Genomic DNA, 23,410 nt, shown 5'->3' on the forward strand with positions numbered 1-23,410 from the left:
GCAAGGGGCCGGGCCGAACTCGGCCAAAGATCTCCAGGAGACACCGAACCCACCCCGAGCGCTAGCCGTCTGACGACTTACCACCCGAACGTGGGGCACCCACCGTGGCTCCCGCCTTGACCCCGCCGTCCTTGCCACCGGCCGGCGCCTCGAAGGACTCCAGCGCCTCCAGCACGTCCTGCACCCGGGAGATCTCGGCGTTGATGTCCTCGCGGCGCCGCACCAGGATCTCCAGCTCGCGCTTGCCCTCGTCGACCGTGCGCCGGGCCTCCCGGACCGCCTCGGCCTTGAGCTCCTCGGCCTCCCGGACCAGCGAGGCCTTCTTCGCCTCGGCCTCCTTCAGCAGCCCCTCGGCCTTCTTGACGGCGGCGATGCGCACCTTGCCGGCCTCGGAATTGGCCTCCGACACCAGCTCCTTGGCCTTCGCCTCCGCCTTGGCGAGCTGCTCCTCCGCGGCCTTGATCAGCGCGTCACAGCGGTCGCCGGCCGACTTCATCGTCTCGGCGGCCTCGCGGCGGGCCCGCTCGTGCAGCTCCTCGATCTCCACGGTGAGCCGCTCGCGCAGCTCCTCCGCGCGCTCCCTGATGGCGGTCGCGTCCCGGCGGGCGCCGACCAGCAGCTCGTCCGCGTCCGTACGGGCCTTCTCCACGCGGGTGTTGCCCTCGATCGTCGCCTGGGCGACGATCCGCTCGGCCTCCGCGCGGGCCGCGCCCACCATCGTGTCGGCCTGCGACTCGGCGTCCGCGGTGGCCTTCTGGGCCTGCTGCTGAGCCTCGGTGAGCAGCTTGTCGGCCTCGGCCGTGGTCTCCGTGATGAGCGTGTCGACCTGCTCGGCGGCCTCCGAGCGCCGCTTGTTGGCGTCCTGGCGGGCCTCGTCGAGGGTGCGCTCGGCCTCCTCGCGCGCGGCCGCGGTGACCCGCTCGGCCGCCGCCGCGGCCTCCTGGCGGACCCGCTCGGCCTCGGTGCGCGTCCGCTCGGCGTGCTGCTGCGCGGAGCCGACCGTATCGGCGGCCTCGGCCCGCAGCCGCTCAGCCTCCCCGGCGGCCTCCGAGAGCAGCTGCTCGGCCTGGGCGGCGGCCTCGGCCCGGACCCGCTCGGCCTCGGCGACCGTCTCCGTGCGCAGCCGCTCCGCCTCGTCGGCCGCCTCGGTGCGGACCCGCTCGGCCTCGTTCGCCGCCTCGGTGCGGACCCGCTCCGCCTCCGCGACCGTCTCCGTCCGGATCCGGTCGGTCTCGGCGGCCGTCTCGGTGGTGAGCCGCTCCGCCTCGGAGCGCGCCTCGGTGATCAGGGTGTCCGCCTGCGTCGCCGCGTCGGACCGGATGCGGTTGGCGTCCTCGCGGGCGTCCGCCCGGGTGCGCGACGCGGCCTGCTCCGCCTGGGCGATCGTGTCCGACGCCTCCGTGCGCACCCGCTGGGCGTGCTCGGACACGTCCGTCCGGATCCGCTCGGCCTCCGCGATCGCCTCGGACATCGTCCGCTCGGCCAGCGCCTTGGCGGCCTCGGACTCCTCCCGCGCCTCGCGCCGCAGCCGGCCGGCGTCCTCGCTCGCCCGCTCCCGCTCCGCGTAGGCGTCGGCGCGGACCCGGTCCGCCTCCTCCTCGGCCTCGCGCCGGGTGCGCTCCGCCGCGTGCTCGGCGGCGCTGCGCAGCCCGGTGATCTCCTCCTGGGCCTGCTCGTGCAGCCCGGCGACCGAGTCCCGTACCTGCTGCGCGTGCTGCTCGGCGGCCGACACCATCTCGGTCGCGCGCCGGTCGGCCTCCTCGACCAGCCGGACCGCCTCGGCCTGCGCCTCCTCCACGCGGTTGCGCGCCGAGGCCAGCAGTTCCTCGCTCTGCTCGCGGGCCCGCTCGCGCTCCTGGTCGGCCTCCTGGCGGGCGGAGCCGAGCAGCTCCTCGGCCTCGCGGCGGCGCCGGGCGGCCTCCTCCTGGGCGGCGGCCAGCGTCTCGGACGCCTCGGTGGCGATGCGCTCGGCGGCGGCCTGCGCCTCCGCCCGCACCCGGTCGGCGCTCTCCTGCGCCTCCGACTTCAGCCGCTCGGCCTCACCGGCGGCCTCCGAGCGCAGCCGTACGGCGACGGCCTCGCCCTCCGCGCGGGAGGCGGAGGCGTCCGCGGCGGCCTCGGTGCGCAGCCGCTCGGCCTCCGTCTCGGCCTGTTGCTGGAGCGTACGGATCCGCTCCGCGGCCTCGGTGCGCAGCCGCTCGCTCTCCTCGGCGGCCTCGCGGCGGATCCGCGTGCCCTCCTCACGGGCCTCGGCCAGCGCCTCCTCCGCGGCGGTACGGCGCTCCTCGGCCTCGGTGTGCAGCCGCGTCAGCTCCTCGGCGGCCTCCGTGCGACGGGCCTCGACGGCCCGCTCGGTCTCCTCGCGCAGCTCGCGGGCGGCCCGCTCGGCGTCCGCCTGGAGCTCCTCGGCGCGCTCGGCGGCCTCCGTACGGTGCCGCTCGGCCTCGGCGCGGGTGCGCTCCAGGGTCTCCTCGGCCTGCCGGCGCAGGGTCGTCGCCCGGTCGATGGCCTCGGTGCGGACCTTCTCGCTGTCCGCCGTCGCGGTCTGCCTGAGCTCGTCCGCGTCCGCCTTGGCCTTGGCGAGCAGTTCCTCGGCGGTCTTGGCCGCCTCCTCGATCTGCGCCACGGCCTCCTTGCGGGCCTCCGCGCGGATCTTCTCGCCCTCGGCGACCGCGTCGGCGCGCAGCTGCTCGGCCTCGCCCCGCAGCCGGCGCGCCTCCTCCTGGAGCTCGACCGTCTTGGCCCGGTACTCCTTGGTGTCGTCCTTCGCCGCGCCCTTGAGCTGCTCGGCGATGTCGTGCGCCTCGGCGCGCAGCCGGTCCGCCTCGGCCTCGGCCTCGGTGCGGATCCGCTCGGCCTCCTCGGTGGCCGCCTTCGTGGTCCGCTTGGCGTCCTCCGACGCCTTGTTCAGCACGTCCTCGGCGGTCTTGGCCGCCTTGGAGAGCTGGGTGGCCGACTCCTCGGCGGTGAGCGTACGGGCCTTCTCGACGGCCTCGGCGACGACCTTCTCGGCCTCGGCGCGGGCGTCCGCGACCAGCTGCTCGGCCTCGGACCTCGTCGACTCGGCGTCCTTCGTGGCCTCGCTGACCAGCCGGGCGACCTGCTCCTTGGCGGTGCGCGTGCGCTGCTCGTTGGCCGACTCGGCGCTCGCCAGGGCCTTGGCCGCGGACTCCTTGGCCTCGGCGACCAGCTTCTCGGCCTCGGTCTGCGCCTTGCGCAGCGCCTCCTCGGCCTCGGTCATGCGCTGCTCGGCGGCCCGGCTCAGCTCCTGGGCCTGACGGCGGGCGGACTCCGACTCGGTGGCCGTGGAGCTGCGCAGCTGCTCCGCGTGATCGGTGGCCTCCTGCGCCTGCGTGGAGGCGGCGTTCAGCAGCCGCTCGGCGTCGGTGCGGGCCCGGCGCAGGATCTGCTCGGCCTCGGCGCGGGCGGTCTCGGCGTCGCTCTGGAGCCGCTGCCGGGCCTCGGAGGTCAGCCGCTCGGCCTCCGCGCGGGCCGCGGCCATGGCCTGCTCGGCCTCGGCGCGGGACTCGTCGAGCAGCCGGCGGGCCTGCTGCTCGGTGCGGGCACGCAGCTGCTCCGCCCAGGCCACGTTCTCGTTGACGTGCGACTCGACGGTCCGGCGGCGCTCGGCCAGCTCCTGGTCCAGCTGCTGGCGCCGGGACACCGCCTCCTGGTGCAGCTCCGCCTGAAGCCGGGCGGCCTGCTCGGCGTGCTCCTGGAGGATGCGCTGGGTCTGCGCCCGGGCCTGGCTCAGCTCCCGCTCGGCGTCCGCGCGCAACTGTTCGGCCTGCGTCTGCGCGTTGCGCAGCAACTGCTCGGCCTGGTACCCGATGTCGCCGCCGTCGAAGGCGGGCCGGGACATGATGGTGCGCCGCGCCTCGTGCAACTTGGCGCGCAGCACCTCGACCTGGTAGCCGAGGTCCTCGGCGTGCTGGATCGCCTTTTCCCGCTCGGTCCTCAGCCGCTTCATCTCGGCCTCGAACCGAGAGAGGTGGTCGACGTCAGCCGCCGGCTCTCGCTCCTGGCTCTCGTAGCCCCGCACTGCGCGGTCCCATCCGTCCCCTGGTCGCAAATCCCTTAGAACGAGCTCCGTCCGTCCGCCGAACGGGGCCCCCGGGGAATGGTGTCAGATCAACGGCGGAGCACGGGCTGCCGCCCCGTCGCCCGCCCCCCGAAACACGACCCCGGCGATCCCGCCGCCGTCGACGACAGGACCGGGTCACCCTGGACTGAGCGGCGACCGCACCCAACCCTACCGGCCCCTTTGTACGCGGGTCAGGTCTCAGGTGTCCCAACGGCCGCCGAAGTGACCAGTTCTGTCAGTACGCCATGGCAGTCCTTGGGGTGCAGGAAGGTGATCCGCGACCCCATGGAACCGCGCCGGGGCTCGTCGTACAGGACGCGTACGCCCTTGCCCCGGACCTCCGCGGCGTCCGCGTCCACGTCCGGCGTACCGAACGCGATGTGGTGGACGCCCTCGCCGTTCTTCGCCAGCCACTTCCCGACCGCGGAGTCCTCGCGGGTCGGTTCGAGGAGCTGCAGGTAGGTGGCGCCGCCGTCGGACGTGTCATTGATCTTGAGCATGGCCTCACGCACCCCCTGTTCCTCGTTGACCTCGGTGTGGAACACCTCGAAGCCGTAGGTGGCACGGTAGAACTCGACGGTCGTGTCGAGGTCGCGGCAGGCGATTCCGATGTGGTCGATTCGCGTCAGCATGGATTCAGTGCAGCGCTCCGGAGGTGGTTACGCAACGTGCGCGCGATCACACCGACCGCCGGGTGACGGGCGGGATACCGCTCAGTACATTCAAGTAAACCCTCGTTCACTCCTGGGCCTGTGCGGGCCGGAAAAGGGGATCGCAGCTCATGTCTTCTGCAACGAACGGCACGACCTCCGTCATCGTCGCGGGTGCGCGCACCCCGATGGGGCGGCTGCTCGGCTCGCTGAAGTCCTTCTCCGGGGCCGACCTCGGCGGCTTCGCGATCAAGGCCGCCCTCGACCGTGCGGGGATCGGCGGCGACCAGGTCCAGTACGTGATCATGGGGCAGGTGCTCCAGGCCGGTGCCGGGCAGATCCCGGCCCGTCAGGCCGCCGTCAAGGCCGGCATCCCCATGAGCGTCCCGGCGCTCACGATCAACAAGGTGTGCCTGTCCGGCCTCGACGCCATCGCGCTCGCCGACCAGCTCATTCGCGCGGGTGAATTCGACGTGATCGTCGCCGGCGGTCAGGAGTCCATGACCAACGCCCCGCACCTGCTGCCGAAGTCCCGCGAGGGCTTCAAGTACGGCGCGGTCCAGATGATCGACGCCATGGCGTACGACGGTCTGACCGACTCCTTCGAGGGCATCGCCATGGGCGAGTCCACGGAGAAGCACAACACCCGCCTCGGCATCGCCCGCGAGGCCCAGGACGAGATCGCCGCCCTGTCCCACCAGCGGGCCGCGGCCGCCCAGAAGAACGGCGTCTTCGAGGCCGAGATCACCCCGGTCGAGATCCCGCAGCGCAAGGGCGACCCGGTGCTGTTCAGCAAGGACGAGGGCATCCGCGGCGACACCACCGCCGAGTCGCTCGGCAGGCTGCGTCCGGCCTTCTCCAAGGACGGCACGATCACCGCGGGCTCCTCCTCGCAGATCTCCGACGGCGCGGCGGCCGTGGTCGTCATGAGCAAGGCCAAGGCGCAGGGGCTGGGCCTGGAGTGGATCGCGGAGATCGGTGCGCACGGCAATGTGGCCGGGCCGGACAACTCTTTGCAGTCGCAGCCGTCGAACGCCATCCGGCACGCTCTGAAGAAGGAGGGGCTGGAGGTCGGCGACCTGGATCTGATCGAGATCAACGAGGCCTTCGCCGCCGTCGCGGTGCAGTCAATGAAGGATCTTGGCGTTTCCACCGAAAAGGTGAACGTCAACGGCGGCGCCATCGCCCTGGGTCACCCGATCGGCATGTCCGGCGCCCGGCTCGTGCTCCACCTGGCGCTGGAGCTGAAGCGGCGCGGCGGCGGGGTCGGCGCGGCGGCGCTGTGCGGTGGCGGCGGGCAGGGTGACGCGCTGATCGTGCGGGTACCCAAGGCCTGAGCCCGCGGTACGACTTCTCACCGAACGAGCCGAACGAAGCCGAACGGAGCTGTGATGCAGGACGTCTCCTCGCTGGTCGCCCAGGCCAGAGAAGGCCGGCCGCGGGCCGTGGCCCGGCTGATCTCCTTGGTGGAGGGGGCGTCCCCGCAGCTCAGGGAAGTCATGGCGGCCCTCGCGCCGCTGACCGGCGGGGCGTACGTGGTCGGTCTGACCGGCTCCCCGGGGGTCGGCAAGTCGACGTCCACCTCGGCGCTGGTGACGGCGTACCGCAAGCAGGGCAAGCGGGTCGGCGTCCTCGCCGTCGACCCGTCCTCCCCCTTCTCCGGCGGCGCCCTGCTCGGCGACCGCGTCCGCATGTCGGAGCACGCCTCCGACCCCGGCGTCTACATCCGCTCGATGGCGACCCGCGGCCACCTCGGCGGCCTCGCCTGGGCCGCGCCGCAGGCCATCCGGGTGCTGGACGCGGCCGGCTGCGACGTGATCCTCGTCGAGACGGTGGGCGTGGGGCAGTCGGAGGTCGAGATCGCCTCCCAGGCCGACACCTCCGTCGTCCTCCTCGCCCCGGGCATGGGCGACGGCATCCAGGCGGCCAAGGCCGGAATCCTGGAGATCGGCGACGTCTACGTCGTCAACAAGGCCGACCGGGACGGCGCCGACGCGACCGCCCGCGAGCTGAACCACATGCTGGGCCTCGGTGAGTCCCGCGGTCCCGGCGACTGGCGCCCGCCCATCGTCAAGACGGTCGCCGCACGCGGCGAGGGCGTGGACGAGGTCGTCGAGGCGCTGGAGAAGCACCGCGCGTGGATGGAGGAGCGGGACGTCCTCGCCGAACGCCGCCGGGCCCGCGCCGCCCGCGAGGTCGAGACCATCGCCGTCACCACCCTGCGCGAACGCATCGGCGACCTCCACGGCGACCGGCGCCTGGGCACGCTGGCGGAACGGATCGTGGCGGGCGACCTGGACCCGTACCGCGCGGCGGACGAACTGGTGGCGGGGCTGACGAACGGCTGACGCCGGCCGGTACCCGAACGACGCCGGCCGGTACCCCGAAAACCCGGTGCGGCCACCGGGCCGCGCTGGTACGTTGACCCGCGTGTTCCTCCTCTTGGCATAGGGCCCGCCCCGCACGCGACCGCCGCACCCGGCCGTCGCGCGCTTCGGCGTCCCCTTGCTGCCTCCGTTCTGAGGAACCCTTCGCGTGTCCACGCCCTCTCCGCGGCCCTCGTATGCCGCCGTCCTCCGTGTCCCCCATGCCCGCCGCACCTTCACGGCCGCCCTCGTCGGCCGGCTGTCGTACGGCACGGTCTCCCTTGCCCTGATGCTCTCCCTGACCCGGTCCACCGGGTCGTACGCCATGGCCGGCATCGTCATGGCGCTCTTCGGTGCCACCGGCGTCTTCCTGTCCCCCTACCGCGCGGCCCTGGTCGACCGGCACGGGCCGCGCAGGGCCCTGCTCCCCATGGCCCTGCTGTACGCCGCTCTGCTCTGCGTGCTCGCGGCGGCCTGCTGGCGCCCGGGCACACCCGCGGCCGTCCTCGCCGGGACCGCCGCGTTCGCGGGCGCCTGCACGCCCCCGCTCGGTCCCACGATGCGCGCGGTGTGGGCCGAACTACTGCCCGACCGGGCCATGGTGCAGCGCGCCTACAGCCTGGACGGCGTCGCCGAGGAACTGCTCTTCGTCTCCGGTCCGCTCCTGGTCGGCGTGGTGGTCGGCGTCGCTCCACCGGTCGTCGGCGTCGTGCTCAGCGCGCTGCTGGTGGCGGTGGGCACCTTCGCCTTCGTCACGTCACCGGCGGCGGGCGTGCTGCGTCCGGCGGGACGTGAGAAGGACGGCTCCGCACCGGCCGCCCGGGGTGGAGCGGGGCAGGGGCGGGCCCTGCTGCAACCCGTCGTCGTCGCCGCGGGCGTCGGCGTCTCGGTGAGCGCCGTCGACCTCCTCGTCGTCGCCTTCGCGGGAGAGCGCGGCCTCGGGGGCGGCACCGTCGCCTGGGTGCTCGCGGCACTGTCGGCGGGCAGCGCGGTCGGCGGTCTGCTGAACGGCGCCGTCGCCTGGAGCTCGTCCGCCCGCGCCCGGCTGCCGTTCCTCACGGCCGGCCTCGGCCTGTGCCTGGCCGCCGCGGGCCTCGCCCCCGGTGTCGGCACGCTGGTCGCGGCCGTCGCCTGCGCGGGGTTCTTCGTGGCGCCGGCGCTGACGACGGCGTACCTGATCGCCGACGAGAGCGCCGCGCCCGGCTTCCGGACCCGGGCGGGTGCCTGGTGCAACACGGCCGTGAACGCCGGGGGCTCCGCCGGCGCCGCGGCGGTGGGCCTGCTGGTGGAACGGCTGCCGCTGCCGGTGTGCTTCGCGGTGTCCGGCGCGGTCGCCGCGGCGGCGGCGCTGGTGCCGGGGCGCCGCCGCGGTCGGACCGGTGAACGGACGGGGTGGTTCAGTCGTCGTCCGAGTCGGAGTCTTCCGAGTCCGAGTGGTCCGAGTCGTGTGAGCGATCGGCCGTGACCTTGCCGGTCTTCGGGTCGACCCGCCAGTCCTGCTCGCCCTCGCCGGAGGACCGCGTCTCGACCTCCCAGGCCGCCCTGCCGTCGCCGTAGTGACCGTCCTCGTCCAGCTCGACGGAGGTCACGGTGCCATGGCCGGCCGTGGCCCGCGCGGCCTCGGCGGCGTCCACGGACGTCCCCTTCAGCGCGGCCCGCACCTCGTCGGTGTCGTCCTCGTCGTCCGTTTCCGAGCCGAGGACCCTGCCGTCGGCCGGGTCGATCCACACGCTGTGCCAGGTGCCGTCACCGGCGAGGACGTCGACCTCCCAGGCGGCGCGCTCGCCGTCGTCGCCGTCGTCGCCGTCCTCGGCGTCCAGTTCGGCGGAGACGGCCGTGCCGGGTGCCTCCCGCAGGGCGGAGGCCACGGCGTCGGCCACCGTCACCTTCGTGGAGGACACGCGGGCGGCACCGTCCCGGTCGTCCGCCTGACGTGTCGCACCGGCGTCGTCGTCCCCGGTGTTCGCCAGGGCCGTCGCCGTACCGCCTCCGACCAGTGCGGCGGCGGTGACGGCGGCGATCACGATGTTGCGCTTCATGCGGGTTCCTCCGAAGTCGTTCACAATCACTCCGATGTGGACGCCTTCACTGTCGCGGACCGACGCTGAGGCCAGGCTGAAGCCGCCTGAAGGGATCTTCAGCTTGGCTTTGCGACCCTCTATTCATGCGCCCACCCGTCACCCACCACCACCCTGCCCAAGGCGCTGCGCGCCGCCCCTCTCGAATCCTGATCGTGGAGGACGAGAAGCGCCTCGCCCTGTCGCTCGCCAAGGGCCTCACCGCCGAGGGCTACGCCGTGGACGTCGTCCACGACGGCCGGGAGGGCCTGCACCGGGCCGGCGAGGGCACGTACGACCTCGTCCTCCTCGACATCATGCTGCCCGGCCTCAACGGCTACCGCGTCTGCGCCGCCCTGCGCGCGGCCGGGCACGACGTGCCGATCCTGATGCTCACCGCCAAGGACGGCGAGTACGACGAGGCGGAGGGCCTGGACACGGGCGCGGACGACTACCTCACCAAGCCCTTCTCGTACGTCGTCCTCGTCGCCCGCGTGAAGGCCCTGCTGCGGCGACGCGCCCAGGGGGCCGGGGCCTCGCCCGTGCACGTCCTCGGCGACCTGAAGGTCGACACCGCCGCGCGCCGGGTCTTCCTCGGCGAGGGCGAGGTCACGCTCACCGCGAAGGAGTTCGCGGTCCTGGAGCAGCTCGTGGTGCGGGCCGGGCAGGTCGTCTCCAAGGCGGAGATCCTGGAGCACGTCTGGGACTTCGCCTACGCCGGCGACCCCAACATCGTCGAGGTCTACGTCAGTGCCCTCAGGCGCAAGCTGCGCGCCGGCCTCATCGAGACCGTGCGCGGCGCCGGATACCGGCTGGAGGGCGGGCGATGAGCCGCCTGTTCGGGTCCGTCCGGGCCCGGGCCACGCTCGCCGCGACGCTCGTGGTCGCCGTCGCCCTCGTCGCGGCCGGTACCGCCGTCCTGCTGTCCCTGCGCTCCAACCTGCTCGGCGAGGCCGGCACCCAGGCGGAGCGCTCCGCGCGGGAGGTCGCGACGGAACTGGCCGTCGGGACGCCGTACGGGGACCTGTCGCTGGTGGACGACCGGCCGGTGCAGGTCGTCGACGAGGACGGCCGGCTGGTCGCCGCCAGTGAGGACCTGGAGCGGATCAGCGGGACGGGCGTCACCGCGGTGAAGCCGCAGCCGGCCGCTCCTCGGGACGGCGAGCACGACGAGGCGGACGAGGACGATGACGACTCCGGCGAGTCGCTCGGACCCGGTGAGATCGGGGAGCGGACGACCGTCAGCGACGGCTCGGCGACCATCGACGGCGACGCGGAGGACTACCGCTTCGCCGCCGTCCCCGTGGAGACCGAGGACCGGGGCCTCCTCACCGTCTACGCCGGTGCCCCGCTGTCCGCCGAACACGGCGCCGTGAACACCGCGCTGACCGTCATGCTGATCGGCTTCCCGGTGCTGCTCGCCGTCGTCGCCTGGGTGACCTGGCTGGTCACCCGGCGTGCGCTGCGCCCGGTGGAGGGCATCCGGCGGGAGATGGCCGCGATCACCGCCAGCGAGGACCTCGCGCGCCGCGTCCCGGTACCGGGTACCCACGACGAGGTGGCCAGGCTCGCCTCGACCACCAACGAGACGCTGGCCGCCCTGGAGTCCTCGGTGGAGCGGCAGCGGCGGTTCGTCGCCGACGCCTCGCACGAGCTGCGCAGCCCGATCGCCTCGCTGCGCACCCAGCTCGAGGTGGCCGCCGCCCACCCGGAGCTGCTCGACCTCGACGGCGCCGTGGCGGACACCGTACGGCTGCAGCGGCTCGCCGCCGATCTGCTGCTGCTGGCCAGGCTGGACGCGGGGGAGCGGCCCGCCGACGCGCGCGTCGACCTCGCCGCGCTCGCGCGGGAGGAGGCCGGGGGCCGGACCGGGGTGAGCGTGCGGGCCGGGGGCGAGGTCACCGTGGCCGGATCGCGGGGGCAGCTCGGACGGGTGCTGGCCAATCTGCTGGACAACGCCCAGCGGCACGCCCGGTCGGCGGTGGAGGTGTCCGTGCGGCGGGACGGTGGGCTGGCCGTGGTCGCGGTGGCCGACGACGGCGAGGGTGTGCCGGCGGCCGACCGGGAGCGGATCTTCGAACGGTTCGTACGGCTCGACGCCGCCCGCAGCCGCGACGACGGCGGCGCCGGGCTGGGCCTGGCCATCGCCCGCGACGTCGCCGTACGGCACGGCGGCACCCTCACGGTCCACGACGCGCCGGCGGGCGGGGCCCTGTTCGAGCTCCGCCTGCCGGGCGCCTAGGCCGTCGGGGCCGTCGGGGCCGCCGGGGACGCGGTCAGGAACGTCCCCGCTGCCCGCGCAGGTGCTCCGCGACGGGTTTCAGTGCCTTGTCGAGCTCCGCCAGGTCCTCGGGGGCCAGCAGGTCGATGAAGTGCCTGCGCACGGATGCCACATGGTGCGGCGCGACCTTCCGCATCGTCTGCAGGCCGTGCTCGGTGAGCACGGCGTAGAGCCCGCGGCGGTCGGACTCGCAGTTCTCCCGCCGGACCAGGTCGGCGTTCTCCATGCGCGTGATCTGGTGGGAGAGGCGGCTCTTGGACTGCATCGTGGCGGTGGCCAGGTCGCTCATGCGCATCCTGTCGCCCTCCGACTCGGAGAGGTTCACCAGGATCTCGTAGTCGTTCATCGTCAGGCCGAACGGCTGCAGGTCCCTTTCCAGCTGGTGCGTCAACAGCCTGTTGACCTCCAGGTGGGTGCGCCAGGCACACTGCTCCGTCTCGGTCAGCCAGCGGGTGGCCGTCTCGGTCTCCATGAATGAAGTCTACCTAAAAGGTTGAAAGGCGAACTAGTGAGGGATTCTCCGTGACGGTGACGGTGCGCACGCGTTCGATGTCACACTCCGCAGGTTACCGCTCACAGCCCGAAGCGGCGCTGGAGGTCCCCCAGCTGTCCGGGAAGCCCCGGTACCCCCGACCGCCCTCCCGGTACGCCGGGAGCCCCGCCGCCGGGCACTCCCGCCTGCTGGGGAGCGACCCCCGCGGCCTGCTCCGCCATCAGGACCTCACTGGACTGCAGCAGCACCGTCCCCGCTCCCACGAACTCGAACTGGTGCTCCTCCCCGGAGGCCCCGCCCAGGCCCGTCATCGCACGTAGGCCGCCCAGCAGGCCGGTCATGTACCCGTGGTCGTAGTGGTGGCAGGGCGACGGGCAGTCGGCCCAGCCGACCAGGGCCTGCGGGTCGACCCGGATCGGGGGTTCCACGAACACCACGGGACCGTTCGACGCGGCCACGAACTTCCCGGTCCCGATCAGGGTCAGAAAACCCGGCACGATCGACTGCTTGAGGGCAAGACTTGGCTGAAAAGCGAGCAAGTTGCCCGAGCGAATGGTCAGATTGCCGTCCTCGAGGTCGTACGAGTTCACGTCGAACGCCCGGTCGGCGAGGAGCATCTTGCCCGAGCCCTCGGCCACGACCCAGTCACTCGCGTGCAGAGGCGAATGGAAGGACGTGCGCAGCAGACGGTCCAGCCGGCCGTGCCCGACTCCGTTGAAGTCGATCGACCCGTAGTAGGCGATCATCTTTCCCTTCTGCAGGAACCACTGACCCCCCTCGAGTTCCACGCAGAAGGTGTACGGGTTGACGTTGTCGTCGGCCGGCAGGGTCACCGGATCGTGGTGAACGGTGCTCACAACTTCTCCTCCGAGGCCTGGACGTACACCGTGCCGCTGCCGCTGAGCTCCAGCTGGAACGCCTCGCCGGAGCCGCGCCCCACCATGTCCCGCCAGCCCAGCGCCGTGGACAGCTTGTTGCGGACGTCGCCGTGGTGGGCGACGTAGGCCTGCGGGTCGACGTGCACCGCCCGCTGCGGGGTGATGGGCACCTCGAAGACGCCCCCGTGGGCCATCACCGCCACCGCGCCGTGCCCTCTCAGGCTGGTCGTGAACAGCCCCTGCCCGCTGACCTGGCCGCGCACCATGCCCATCACCCCGCCCTGCGCGCCCAGGAACACCGTGCCCTGCTCCAGGGTGCCCTCGAAGACGAGCAGGCGGTCCGCCTCCACGTACAGGGTGTCGCCGGCGAGGTTGATCACCTGGACGTGGTGGCCGCCGTGCCCGAAGAACACCGTGCCGCTGCCCTCGACGGTCATCAGCGGCGTGTCCTCGTTCGCGACCCGGCGGCCGATCATCGACATGACGCCGCCCTGGCCGCCCCGCAGGTTCGGGGTGAAGGACACCTCGCCCTGGTACGCGAGCATCGCGCCGCGCTGACTGAACAGCCGCTGCCCGGGCGCCACGGTGGCCCGCACCATCCTGGTGTTGATCTCCTGGAAGGCCATGGTCAGACATCCCCCGCGATCGTGTTCCGCTCGCTCGGCTGCACGTACACCAGCCCGTCGCCCTCGAAGCGGATCTGGAAGGCCTCCCCGCCGCCCTCCCCGAACAGCGTGCGGAACGTCACACCGGACTGGAAGGTCTGCCGCAGGTTCCCCTGGTGCGCGACGTACGCCCCCGGGTCGACGGTCAGCGGGTACTGCGCGCTGACCCGCAGCACCACCGCCGGGCCGTCCGACATGATCGCCGCCTGCCCGTGGCCCTCGACGGTCGTGGTGAACAGCCCGTTGCCCTGCGAGGCGCCGCGCGTCCCCGTGAAACTGGTGCCCGTCCGCAGCCCGGCGTCGGCCGCCAGGAAGTTGCTCGACTCGACGTACAGCTTGTCGCCCTGGAGGCCGACGAGGTTGATCTCCGACGCCCGGTCCGCGAACCAGCAGGTCCCGTGCCCCTTCACCTCCATCACCGTCATCTGCTCACCGGTGATCCGCCGGGTCACCATCCCCCGGATGCCCTCACCGCCGCCGCTCAGCTTCTTGAAGGTCACCTCCCCGTCGTACGCGACCATCGAGCCGTTCTTCGCCTTCACGGCGTCTCCGGTCATGTCGACGGCGAGTACCTTGCTGCCTTGAAGTCGGAACATCGCCACAAATGGGAAAGGTAGTCGCCGTCCGGGCCTCCCGACAGGTCCCCGGGGCGGAGACGACCCTGATCCCACCCCCCGGGGCCTGTCCGGCTCCGCCCCCCTCGCCCGGGCGCGTCGGGGGTTTGCCACAATGGACGCGCGCTTGTGCGTGCGTTCACAAATAGCTGCTTCGGCGCGCCGATGTACCGATCCCTCTCATCCCTCTCCCACCGAAGGTGACCCGTGGACCTCAAGACCGCCACCGCCCTCCGCCGCCTCCGCCTGGTCTCGGGCCCCGAGGCGATCTCGTTCATCCTGCTGCTCGTCTGCTCCGTCCTGAAGCGGACCACGGACTTCAACGCGGTGCCGGTGATGGGCATGATCCACGGCGTCCTCTTCGTTCTGTACGTCATCTTCTGGGCCGACGCCTGGAACCGCGCCAAGTGGCCGCTGAAGACCGCCGCCCTCTACTTCGTCCTCTCCGTCCTGCCGACCGGCGGCTTCTTCGCCGAGCGCAAGCTCAAGCGTGAGGCCGAGAACGCGGTCATCGCCTCCCGCGCCCGCCAGGAAGGGATCGTGGGCGCATGATCGTCGCCTTCTCCGTGACGCCGCTCGGCGTCGGCGAGGACGTGGGGGAGTAGGTGGCCGACGCCGTCAGGCTCAGAGGCTGGGGGCTCTAGGCGTCGCGGGCCACGTGAGCGTGGTCGGTGAGCTCACGCCGGAACAACTCGCGTCCGGTGGTGCGTCGGGGGTGCTGTAGCGCCCAGTCCTGGGGGTCGTTTGGATCACCCTGGGGGCCGGACGGTTCCCCGCACTCGTACGTGAGTCGTACTTCTGGCGCCCCTGGAACCCGTAGTGCGTCCGAGTGGTCATACGATTCCGGGGGGCATGCCGCTCGATCGGGGGGTGCACCCCACCTCGCCTAGCGTCGGTCACTCGGCGTCACGCTCCTCCTGGCCAGGACCGCGCATGGGAACGGCCCGCCACCGGATCGGAGTCTGGTGGGCCGTGAGTGGCACTCGAGGGCAGGGCTACAGGGATTTCGCTCAAGGCGAGCCCATCCAGCTCCCCCTGTGGCGCCTCCTCTGGCGTCGGTCCCCAGGCTACGGTCAGGCGGTCGGCCAGTTGCTTCGGGTGGAGTGTCACCCGCAATCCCATGCCCGCCAGGAGGCGGGACCGGGCCGGTACGTCGTACATCTCCCAGGCCTGCGCCATGGTCCGCCCGGTGGCCACCTGGATTTCCCGGACGTCGGGGTCATGCGCGTCCCTCAGGCGGGTGTACGTGTCTTCGAGGTCTTGGGCCAAGCTCTCCAGTGTCCCCAGCATCAGCGGGCCAGCGGTGGCCATGCGTGCGGCCAGACGCTCTGCCTGTTCTTGCGCTTCGAGTAGTTCGGCGGACAAGTCGTTGCCGCCTTCCAATCGAATGACGGTCTCTGGGCAGGAGCCGAAGGTCGTTAGGAACTCCGCCTCCACACGGCTGTCCAGCGCCTCCGCGTAGATGGTGACGTGGCCCGCCTTGCAGCGGTACAGGGGGACGCCCTTGTCCGACGTGCCGCCGTTCAACTTCCCGGAGCATCGGTAGCAGGACGCCATCTCGGAACACATGGGCGTAGCGCGGCGCGGGGCACGGTCCTGGCCCGTGGCCAGAGCCAGCATGCGTTCCCGGACCTTGAGCAACTCGGCAGCGGACAAGATCTCTTCCGCGAATTTCACGGGCGTGATGCCGTCCGGCTCACAGACCAGTTCGCCGTTGTGTACGCGCTGGCCCCGCAGCGTGGGCGACTTCAGGAGCCGTCGCCATTGAGGCTCTGACAGGCCCGTCATGCGTGCCGTGGCGGCCACCGTGGAGCCGTTGACGAGAGCCGCGACAGCTTTGCGGATCTTCGCGGCCTGGTCGTCGTCAATGGCGAGGTAAGCGGCTCCGTCCCGCCGTTCAATGCGGTAGCCGAACGGGGGGCGGCCTGAAGACCAACGGCCTTGACTCCGGCGGGTGGCGTGCCCATCGGCGATGCGGGACGAAATCGCGTCGAGCTCCCACTCGGCAAGCGCGGCCAGGACCGTGGCCACCATGCGCCCGGTCGGAGTCGTCGTGTCGATGGCGTTGTCCGCAGTGGCAATCGACGCGCCATGTGCTTCGGCCCAGGCGACCAGCCGCAGGAACTCGGACACGGACCTGGCAAAGCGGTCCAGTTTCCACGCCACGATCACGCCGGGGCGGGCGGCCATCAGGGCGGCCATGCCCTTACGTGCTTCAAGCGGCTTCGAGCCGGACACGCCGGCGTCGATGTATTCAACGGCGTCCACCGGGTCGTACCCGTGGGCGAGTAACCAGCGGTGAGCGAAATCCCTCTGGGTTTGAAGGCTGGCGCTGTCGTCGGACTCGCGTGACAGCCGGAGGTAGATGGCGAGGGGTGCCCGGCGTTCCATCATGTGCTCCAAGATATCCATGTTCCATAAGAGTGAGACGAGGTTATGGACATCGTCCTGTGGCCCGTAGCTGCCGTCGAGGCACGGGCGCCGCGCGTCTCCCTGGTCCTCAAGGCGGACATCCGCCCCGGCGTGACGGACGGCCTCACGTCGAAGGTGGAGACGGTGGAGCGGCACCTCGCCGAGTAGCCGTGCGGCGACGGTGGTGGTATCGAAAGGCGAGACGGGGCTGACCGGCATATGACCGGCCGGTAAGGTCTGGTGCCGTGCCCAAGCCCCTCAGTCTCTCCTTCGACCCCATCGCCCGTGCCGACGAACTCTGGAAGCAGCGCTGGGGAAGCGTCCCCTCCATGGGCGCGATCACCTCGATCATGCGGGCGCACCAGATCCTGCTGGCCGAGGTCGACGCCGTGGTCAAGCCGTACGGGCTGACGTTCGCGCGCTACGAGGCACTGGTGCTGCTCACCTTCTCCAAGTCGGGCGAACTGCCGATGTCCAAGATCGGCGAGCGGCTCATGGTGCACCCCACCTCGGTGACGAACACGGTCGACCGGCTGGTGCGGTCCGGCCTCGTCGCCAAGCGACCCAACCCCAACGACGGCCGCGGCACGCTCGCCACCATCACCGACAAGGGCCGCGAGGTCGTCGAGTCGGCCACCCGCGACCTGATGGCGATGGACTTCGGCCTGGGCGCGTACGACGCCGAGGAGTGCGGCGAGATCTTCGCGATGCTCAGGCCGCTGCGGGTCGCCGCGGGGGATTTCGCGGAGGAGTGAGGGGCGACTCCGCCGGACACATCGTCGACGGACGTGTCGATTCGTCGCCACCGGGGCGGGCGATTGCCGGCGCCTCCAGGCCGCCGGCCTGCCACTTCCCCCACCAGCCGTCCACCGCCTCCGGCGATGCCGCGAACACCGCTGCGACGTCCGCAGGGTCACGCCCTGCCGCCAACGCGGCCTCCGCCCCGCGGACATCGCCTCCGCACGGCGGCATGACGCCCGCGACGCCCGCCGACCGTCCGCCCTGTTCGGCCTCACGTGATCAGAACTGGGCGTCAGGACACCTCACCGGCGTACTGGTCCCCGCGGGCGATCCCCGATCGGCGGTTTCCCCCGGTCGATGTCGATGAGTGCGGGAGTCACCACGGCCCTGCCGCCCCTCGTCACGCCCCCTCGGCGGTGAGCCGGCCGACGGCCCGGATGACCTGCCGCCGGGTGGCCAGGCGGCGGGCGAGGAAGGCCATCACCCGGTTCATGCGGCCTGCGATGACGCTGGGCGGTGGGTTCCTGCGGTCCAGGGTGGCCAGCGCGGTGCGGACGACGTCGACGGGCGAGGCGAGCCGGGTCCCTCCGGCGGCCCGGGTGGTGCCCACGACGTCGAAGAACTCTGTCCGGGTCGCGCCGGGGGACAGGGCCAGCACCCGCAGACCGGTACCGCGTGACTCCTCCCACAGAGCCTCGGTGAGGCTGAGGACGAACGCCTTGGTCGCCCCGTAGAGCGCCATGCGCGGGTTGGGCTGGTAGGCGGCCATGCTCGCCACGTTGACCAGGACCCCGCGGCCCGCCGTACGCAGTTGGTCGATGAAGGCGCGGCTGATGTCGGCCACCGCGGTCACGTCGACCGCGATCTCCCGGCGCAGCCGTACGGGGTCCGCCTGGTGGAAGGGGCCGAAGGTGGCGAACCCGGCGTTGTTGATCACGCTCGTGACGTTCAGGCCGAGCTGGGTCATCCGGGCGGCCAGCGCCTGCCCGGGCTGGTCCGTGGCCAGGTCCATCTCCACCACGTGCACCTGGACTCGATGGTGTTCGCGCAGCTCGGTGGCCAGCGTCTCCAGGCGTTCCCTGCGGCGGGCGACCAGCACCAGGTCGGAGCCGCGGGCGGCGAGTTGGCGGGCGAACTCGGCTCCGAGGCCCGCGCTGGCCCCGGTGATCAGGGTGGTTTGTCCTTGGTAGTCGACGGCTGGCATGGACGTTCCTTCTTTCAGTCGCTGTCCTCCTGGCAGTTAATGCCAAGTAGGCGTCCGCTGTCCAGGGGGGTAGCCTGACGTCCATGACGACCTTGTGGGAGCGTTCGCGGCAGGTCGCCGTCCAGGCGATCCTGGATACGGCGGTACGTCTGTTCGCCGAGCAGGGCTACGAGCAGACGACGATCGCGCAGATCGCGCGGGAGGCGGGGATCTCGCAGCGCTCCCTGTTCCGCTACTTCGGAACCAAGGAGGACCTGGTCTGCGGGGACCAGGAGGCGCTGGGCAACCTGCTGAAACGGACCGTCGAGCAGCAACCGGCGGAGATGTCCGCCTGGGATGCCCTGCGCGCCGGATTCGAGGTCGTTCTGACCGCCAACCACACCCCTGAGCGTGCGTTGGAGCTGTCCCGCCTCATCTTCGACACACCCTCGCTGCGTGCCCGCTACATCGAGAAGCGGCTGAGCTGGCAGGCCGAACTCGTCCCCGTCATCCGGGCGCGGCTGGGCAACGGCCCGGGTCGCCCCGCCCCCGACACGCAGGCCAGGGCGATCGTCGCGACGGTCTTCGCCTGCGCCGACACGGCGACCGAACTCTGGGCCGGACATGACGGACGGCTCGACCTGGCAGACCTCTACGACCAGTGCCTCGGGGCGGTACGGGGCCAAGGGTGAGGCACATACCCCCGGCACAAAGGGACTGAGCGTGTCGCCGGGGTCGCCGCAAGATCGCGCGAAACGGACGGTTACGCTCGTACGCATGAAAAAGAGCGTGCTGACCCGCTACCGGGTCATGGCGTACGTCACCGGTGTGCTGCTGATCGTGCTCTGCCTCGGCATGATCGCCAAGTATCTGCTGGACATGGACGGTGCCGCCGACTTCACCCGCATCGTCAGCATCGCGCACGGCTGGCTGTACGTCGTCTACCTCGTCTTCGCCTTCGACCTGGGCGCCAAGGCGAAGTGGAAGGTCAGCAAGCAGCTGTGGGTGCTGCTGGCCGGGACCATTCCGACGGCCGCGTTCTTCGTGGAGCGCAAGGTCAGCCAGGAGCTGGACGCCAAGGTCGCGGCCGAGAACGCGCCCGCGGTCGCCAAGGCGTAGGCAGCCTGCCGCCGCCGTACGGAGACCCGTACGGCGGTCTCCCATCGACATTTACTTGGACGTCCTAGTAAATTCGAGGGTATGGACGCTGACGCCATAGAGGAGGGCCGCCTTCGCTGGCAGGCCCGGTACGACGCGGCGCGCAAGCGCGACGCGGACTTCACCACGCTCTCCGGTGACCCTGTGGAGCCGGTGTACGGACCCCGGCCCGGGGACGCCTACGAGGGCTTCGAGCGGATCGGCTGGCCGGGGGAGTACCCCTTCACCCGCGGCCTGCATCCGACCGGCTACCGGGGGCGCACGTGGACCATCCGGCAGTTCGCCGGGTTCGGCAACGCGGAGCAGACCAACGAGCGCTACAAGATGATCCTCCGCAACGGCGGCGGCGGGCTCTCGGTCGCCTTCGACATGCCGACGCTGATGGGCCGAGACTCCGACGACCCGCGCTCGCTCGGCGAGGTCGGTCACTGCGGCGTGGCCATCGACTCGGCCGCCGACATGGAGGTGCTGTTCCAGGACATCCCGCTCGGTGACGTGACGACCTCCATGACGATCAGCGGGCCCGCCGTGCCCGTGTTCTGCATGTACCTGGTCGCCGCAGAACGGCAGGGTGTCGACGCGTCCGTCCTGAACGGCACGCTCCAGACCGACATCTTCAAGGAGTACATCGCCCAGAAGGAGTGGCTCTTCCAGCCCGAGCCGCACCTGCGCCTGATCGGCGACCTGATGGAGTACTGCGCGGCCGGCATCCCCGACTACAAGCCGCTCTCCGTCTCCGGCTACCACATCCGCGAGGCCGGGGCGACGGCCGCGCAGGAGCTGGCGTACACGCTGGCGGACGGCTTCGGGTACGTGGAGCTGGGGCTCTCCCGCGGGCTGGACGTGGACGTCTTCGCGCCCGGCCTGTCCTTCTTCTTCGACGCGCACGTCGACTTCTTCGAGGAGATCGCCAAGTTCCGCGCGGCCCGGCGCATCTGGGCCCGCTGGATGCGGGACGTGTACGGCGCGCGGTCCGACAAGGCGCAGTGGCTGCGCTTCCACACGCAGACCGCCGGCGTCTCGCTCACCGCCCAGCAGCCGTACAACAACGTGGTCCGTACGGCCGTGGAGGCGCTGGCGGCGGTGCTCGGCGGGACGAACTCCCTGCACACCAACGCCCTGGACGAGACCCTCGCGCTGCCCAGCGAGCAGGCGGCGGAGATCGCCCTGCGCACCCAGCAGGTGCTGATGGAGGAGACCGGCGTCGCCAACGTCGCCGACCCGCTGGGCGGTTCCTGGTTCGTCGAGCAGCTGACGGACCGGATCGAGGCGGACGCGGAGAAGATCTTCGAGCAGATCAAGGAGCGCGGGCTGCGCGCCCACCCCGACGGGCGGCACCCCATCGGGCCGGTCACCTCCGGCATCCTGCGCGGCATCGAGGAGGGCTGGTTCACCGGCGAGATAGCCGAGTCCGCCTTCCGCTACCAGCAGGCCCTGGAGAAGGACGACAAGAAGGTCGTCGGCGTCAACGTCCACACCGGCTCGGTCACCGGCGACCTGGAGATCCTGCGGGTCAGCCACGAGGTCGAGCGCGAGCAGGTGCGGGTCCTGGGCGAGCGCAGGGCCGCCCGCGACGACGCGGCCGTACGCACGGCGCTGGACGGCATGCTCGCCGCGGCCCGCTCCGGCGGCAACATGATCGAGCCGATGCTGGACGCCGTACGCGCCGAGGCGACGCTCGGCGAGATCTGCGGGGTGCTGCGTGAGGAGTGGGGGGTGTACACGGAGCCGCCGGGCTTCTGACCGGGGCCCGGGTGCCCGGATGCCCGGATGCCCGGATCACGGTTCCGGCCCGGGAGCGGGTCCTACGAGGCCGGGGGCCGTGTGTGCGGTCGGCAGGGGCGTGGGGCCGCTCGGCGCACCGTGGAGTGGGGACGGGCCTCACCCGGGACCGGCCTGGTCCTCCTCCGTGCCGGCCAGGCCCGTCAGCAGGACGCGGATGAAGCCGCGCACCCACTCCTCGTCCGCGGCCTCCGCGCTGACCAGCGTGCGGTGCACCACCGCGCCCGCGACCACGTCGAAGATCAGGTCCACCGTGCGGGCCGCCTCCGCGGCATCCGGCTCGGGCGGCAGCTCACCCCTGTCCTGGGCGCGGGACCTGCCCTCCAGCACCAGCCGCTTCTGCCGCTCGACGATCGACGTGCGGATGCGCTCGCGCAGCGCGTCGTCGCGGGTGGACTCGGCGACCACCGCCATCAGGCCGCTCTTGGCCTCCGGGCGGGCCAGGATCGCCGCGAACTGGAGCACCACGCCCTCGATGTCGGCGGCCAGGCAACCGCGGTCGGGCAGTTCGAGCTCGTCGAAGAGCTCGGCGACCGCGTCGACCACCAGTTCGTTCTTGCCCGCCCAGCGACGATAGAGCGTGGTCTTGGCAACCCCGGCACGCGTTGCCACGTCTCCCAGGGTGAGCTTCGACCAGCCCAGGTCGACCAGCGCCGCCCGCGTCGCGGCCAGGATCGCGGCGTTGGCCGCGGCGCTGCGCGGGCGGCCGGCGCGCCCGGCGCGGCCGGCGGGGGTACTGCTCTGCATCCCCCGACCTTAACCGGCGGGTAACCCGCGGGCGGCCGTGAGGGAGATCACTGGAGCGGCCTGTTCCGGCGGCCCGTCCTGGCATTACGCTACGGGTCGTAGCGAAAGCACGGGTCCGTCCGTGCCCGAGCGACGACCACCGGCGCGGGGTGGGGACCCGGCGCCAACCGAACACTTCAGGGCGGGCTTTCGACCCGCTTTTCACGCACGCGCGGAGTACGGGGGAGGATAGACCCATGCAGCCACGGAACATGTCCATGAGCGGGGTCGTCGACCTCGCCGCGGTGAAGGCGGCCCAGGAGGCCAAGGCGAAGGCGGAGCAGGCGCGCGCCGAGGCGGCCCGGCACGGCGGGACGGGGGCCGTCTCCCCGGCCGATCTCGTCATCGACGTCGACGAGGCCGGCTTCGAGAGCGATGTCCTGCAGCGGTCCACCGAGGTCCCGGTCGTCATCGACTTCTGGGCCGAGTGGTGTGAGCCCTGCAAGCAGTTGAGCCCGGTCCTGGAGCGGCTCGCCGTCGAGTACAACGGGCGCTTCCTCCTCGCCAAGATCGACGTCGACGCCAACCAGATGCTGATGCAGCAGTTCGGCGTGCAGGGCATCCCGGCCGTGTTCGCGGTCGTCGCCGGCCAGGCACTGCCGCTCTTCCAGGGAGCCGCCGGCGAGGCGCAGATCCGCCAGACCCTGGACCAGTTGGTCCAGGTCGCCGAGGAGCGCTTCGGGCTGACCGGTCTCGCCGTCGACCCCGAGGCGGACCCGGGCGCCCGGCCCGCCGCCGCTCCCGAGCGTCCCGCCGGGCCGCACGACGCGGCGCTCGAGGCCGCCGTGCGGGCGCTGGACGCGGGCGATCTGGCCGGCGCCGTCCAGGCGTACAAGAACGTGCTGGCCGACGACCCCGGTAACACCGAGGCCAAACTGGGGCTGGCGCAGGCCGAGTTGCTCCAGCGCGTGCAGAACGCCGACCCGCAGCGGGTCCGTCAGGACGCGGCCGACAAGCCGGGCGACGCCCAGGCGCAGATCGCCGCCGCCGACCTGGATCTGGTGGGCGGTCACGTGGAGGACGCCTTCGGGCGCCTCATCGACACGGTGCGCGTCACGGCGGGGGACGACCGGGACGCCGTACGCCTGCGGCTGCTGGAGCTGTTCGAGGTGGTCGGCGCGGACGATCCGCGGGTGGCCACGGCCCGCAGGGCGCTCGCCCGCGCGTTGTTCTGAGCCGGTTTCGGCCCCTTCGGCCGGCCGGTCGGTGACCGGCCGGCGGGTGATGCCCGTGTGAAGGAGCTGTCGACGATACGTCAGT

Annotated in this window: 21 protein-coding genes and 2 pseudogenes; 12 read left to right on the forward strand and 11 right to left on the reverse strand. The window is 72.0% G+C overall.

The genetic code is table 11. From position 1 onward, the window contains the following. Positions 1–61 precede the first annotated feature (61 nt). Complete coding sequence (gene scy / locus RM812_RS26330; protein WP_311576836.1) at positions 62–4,042, reverse strand: polarized growth protein Scy; 3,981 nt, start codon at positions 4,040–4,042, stop codon at positions 62–64. Positions 4,043–4,275: 233 nt separating this feature from the next. Next, positions 4,276–4,716, reverse strand: a complete 441-nt coding sequence (gene mce / locus RM812_RS26335; RefSeq protein WP_311576840.1) for a methylmalonyl-CoA epimerase — start codon at positions 4,714–4,716, stop codon at positions 4,276–4,278. A 149-nt stretch (positions 4,717–4,865) separates the two neighbouring features. Between mce and RM812_RS26340 the strand changes: the two genes are divergently transcribed. From RM812_RS26340 to RM812_RS26350, 3 genes are all read left to right on the forward strand, one after another. Beyond that, the gene (locus tag RM812_RS26340) at positions 4,866–6,071 is read left to right on the forward strand and encodes an acetyl-CoA C-acetyltransferase (protein ID WP_311576843.1); all 1,206 of its coding nucleotides are present in this window, start codon (positions 4,866–4,868) and stop codon (positions 6,069–6,071) included. A gap of 54 nt (positions 6,072–6,125) precedes the next feature. Next, positions 6,126–7,082: a methylmalonyl Co-A mutase-associated GTPase MeaB gene (meaB, locus tag RM812_RS26345; protein ID WP_311576846.1), complete on the forward strand. Its 957-nt coding sequence runs from the start codon at positions 6,126–6,128 to the stop codon at positions 7,080–7,082. 187 nt (positions 7,083–7,269) lie between these two features. Further along, positions 7,270–8,565, forward strand: coding sequence for an MFS transporter (locus tag RM812_RS26350; RefSeq protein ID WP_311576849.1), 1,296 nt, complete (start codon positions 7,270–7,272; stop codon positions 8,563–8,565). Here RM812_RS26350 and RM812_RS26355 read toward each other — a convergent pair. Next, positions 8,498–9,139, reverse strand: a complete 642-nt coding sequence (locus RM812_RS26355; protein ID WP_311576851.1) for a PepSY domain-containing protein — start codon at positions 9,137–9,139, stop codon at positions 8,498–8,500. The genes RM812_RS26350 and RM812_RS26355 overlap by 68 nt on opposite strands. 125 nt (positions 9,140–9,264) lie before the next feature. On the opposite strand from RM812_RS26355, the gene RM812_RS26360 reads away from it, so the two are divergent. Both RM812_RS26360 and RM812_RS26365 read left to right on the forward strand, forming a co-directional pair. Further along, positions 9,265–9,987, forward strand: coding sequence for a response regulator transcription factor (locus tag RM812_RS26360; protein ID WP_311576853.1), 723 nt, complete (start codon positions 9,265–9,267; stop codon positions 9,985–9,987). Continuing rightward, positions 9,984–11,399 carry a sensor histidine kinase gene (locus RM812_RS26365; RefSeq protein WP_311576857.1) on the forward strand — a complete coding sequence of 472 codons (1,416 nt, stop codon included), beginning with the start codon at positions 9,984–9,986 and terminating at the stop codon, positions 11,397–11,399. The genes RM812_RS26360 and RM812_RS26365 overlap by 4 nt, the downstream gene beginning before the upstream one ends. Positions 11,400–11,433: 34 nt before the next feature. Here the strand turns inward: RM812_RS26365 and RM812_RS26370 are convergent, their stop codons facing one another. The 4 genes from RM812_RS26370 to RM812_RS26385 all read right to left on the reverse strand — a co-directional run bounded on the left by RM812_RS26370 (position 11,434) and on the right by RM812_RS26385 (position 14,070). Beyond that, positions 11,434–11,910, reverse strand: a complete 477-nt coding sequence (locus RM812_RS26370) for a MarR family winged helix-turn-helix transcriptional regulator (protein ID WP_311576860.1) — start codon at positions 11,908–11,910, stop codon at positions 11,434–11,436. 101 nt (positions 11,911–12,011) lie between these two features. Beyond that, positions 12,012–12,788, reverse strand: coding sequence for an AIM24 family protein (locus RM812_RS26375; protein ID WP_311576864.1), 777 nt, complete (start codon positions 12,786–12,788; stop codon positions 12,012–12,014). Further along, entirely contained in the window at positions 12,785–13,435 is a 651-nt protein-coding gene (locus RM812_RS26380; protein WP_311576867.1) for an AIM24 family protein, read from the reverse strand. Before RM812_RS26380 ends, RM812_RS26375 begins: the two co-directional genes overlap by 4 nt. Before the next feature lie 2 nt (positions 13,436–13,437). Beyond that, complete coding sequence (locus RM812_RS26385; protein ID WP_311576872.1) at positions 13,438–14,070, reverse strand: AIM24 family protein; 633 nt, start codon at positions 14,068–14,070, stop codon at positions 13,438–13,440. 225 nt (positions 14,071–14,295) lie between these two features. On the opposite strand from RM812_RS26385, the gene RM812_RS26390 reads away from it, so the two are divergent. Continuing rightward, the gene (locus RM812_RS26390; protein WP_311576880.1) at positions 14,296–14,640 is read left to right on the forward strand and encodes a DUF3817 domain-containing protein; all 345 of its coding nucleotides are present in this window, start codon (positions 14,296–14,298) and stop codon (positions 14,638–14,640) included. Between the two features lie 88 nt (positions 14,641–14,728). Here the strand turns inward: RM812_RS26390 and RM812_RS43370 are convergent. Both RM812_RS43370 and RM812_RS26395 read right to left on the reverse strand, forming a co-directional pair. Beyond that, positions 14,729–14,857 (reverse strand): annotated as a pseudogene (locus RM812_RS43370) (DUF7848 domain-containing protein); the annotation flags it as partial. 137 nt (positions 14,858–14,994) lie between these two features. Next, positions 14,995–16,500, reverse strand: coding sequence for a recombinase family protein (locus RM812_RS26395; protein ID WP_311576883.1), 1,506 nt, complete (start codon positions 16,498–16,500; stop codon positions 14,995–14,997). 15 nt (positions 16,501–16,515) lie between these two features. Between RM812_RS26395 and RM812_RS26400 the strand changes: the two are divergent. Continuing rightward, positions 16,516–16,668 (forward strand): annotated as a pseudogene (locus RM812_RS26400) (thiamine-binding protein); the annotation flags it as partial. A gap of 77 nt (positions 16,669–16,745) precedes the next feature. Beyond that, positions 16,746–17,255: a MarR family winged helix-turn-helix transcriptional regulator gene (locus RM812_RS26405; RefSeq protein WP_311576886.1), complete on the forward strand. Its 510-nt coding sequence runs from the start codon at positions 16,746–16,748 to the stop codon at positions 17,253–17,255. A 386-nt stretch (positions 17,256–17,641) separates the two neighbouring features. Here RM812_RS26405 and RM812_RS26410 read toward each other — a convergent pair whose 3' ends face one another. Beyond that, positions 17,642–18,445, reverse strand: coding sequence for an SDR family NAD(P)-dependent oxidoreductase (locus RM812_RS26410; protein WP_311576893.1), 804 nt, complete (start codon positions 18,443–18,445; stop codon positions 17,642–17,644). An 83-nt stretch (positions 18,446–18,528) separates the two neighbouring features. Between RM812_RS26410 and RM812_RS26415 the strand changes: the two genes are divergently transcribed. The 3 genes from RM812_RS26415 to RM812_RS26425 all read left to right on the forward strand — a co-directional run bounded on the left by RM812_RS26415 (position 18,529) and on the right by RM812_RS26425 (position 21,325). Beyond that, on the forward strand, positions 18,529–19,116 hold the full coding sequence (locus tag RM812_RS26415; protein WP_311576896.1) for a TetR/AcrR family transcriptional regulator: 588 nt from the start codon (positions 18,529–18,531) through the stop codon (positions 19,114–19,116). Positions 19,117–19,201: 85 nt separating this feature from the next. Further along, entirely contained in the window at positions 19,202–19,543 is a 342-nt protein-coding gene (locus RM812_RS26420; RefSeq protein WP_311576898.1) for a DUF3817 domain-containing protein, read from the forward strand. Positions 19,544–19,624: 81 nt separating this feature from the next. Beyond that, positions 19,625–21,325 (forward strand): acyl-CoA mutase large subunit family protein, encoded by a 1,701-nt coding sequence (locus RM812_RS26425; protein WP_311576900.1) that lies wholly within the window; start codon positions 19,625–19,627, stop codon positions 21,323–21,325. 138 nt (positions 21,326–21,463) lie between these two features. On the opposite strand, the gene RM812_RS26430 is transcribed toward RM812_RS26425, so the two are convergent. Further along, positions 21,464–22,111: a TetR/AcrR family transcriptional regulator gene (locus tag RM812_RS26430; RefSeq protein WP_311576903.1), complete on the reverse strand. Its 648-nt coding sequence runs from the start codon at positions 22,109–22,111 to the stop codon at positions 21,464–21,466. 236 nt (positions 22,112–22,347) lie between these two features. Here RM812_RS26430 and RM812_RS26435 point away from each other — a divergent pair, with 236 nt between their 5' ends. After that, entirely contained in the window at positions 22,348–23,325 is a 978-nt protein-coding gene (locus RM812_RS26435) for a tetratricopeptide repeat protein (protein ID WP_311576906.1), read from the forward strand. The last annotated feature ends 85 nt before the right edge of the window (positions 23,326–23,410 follow it).

It is taken from the genome of Streptomyces lancefieldiae, assembly GCF_031845825.1.
GTDB classification, from domain to species: Bacteria; Actinomycetota; Actinomycetes; order Streptomycetales; family Streptomycetaceae; genus Streptomyces; species Streptomyces lancefieldiae.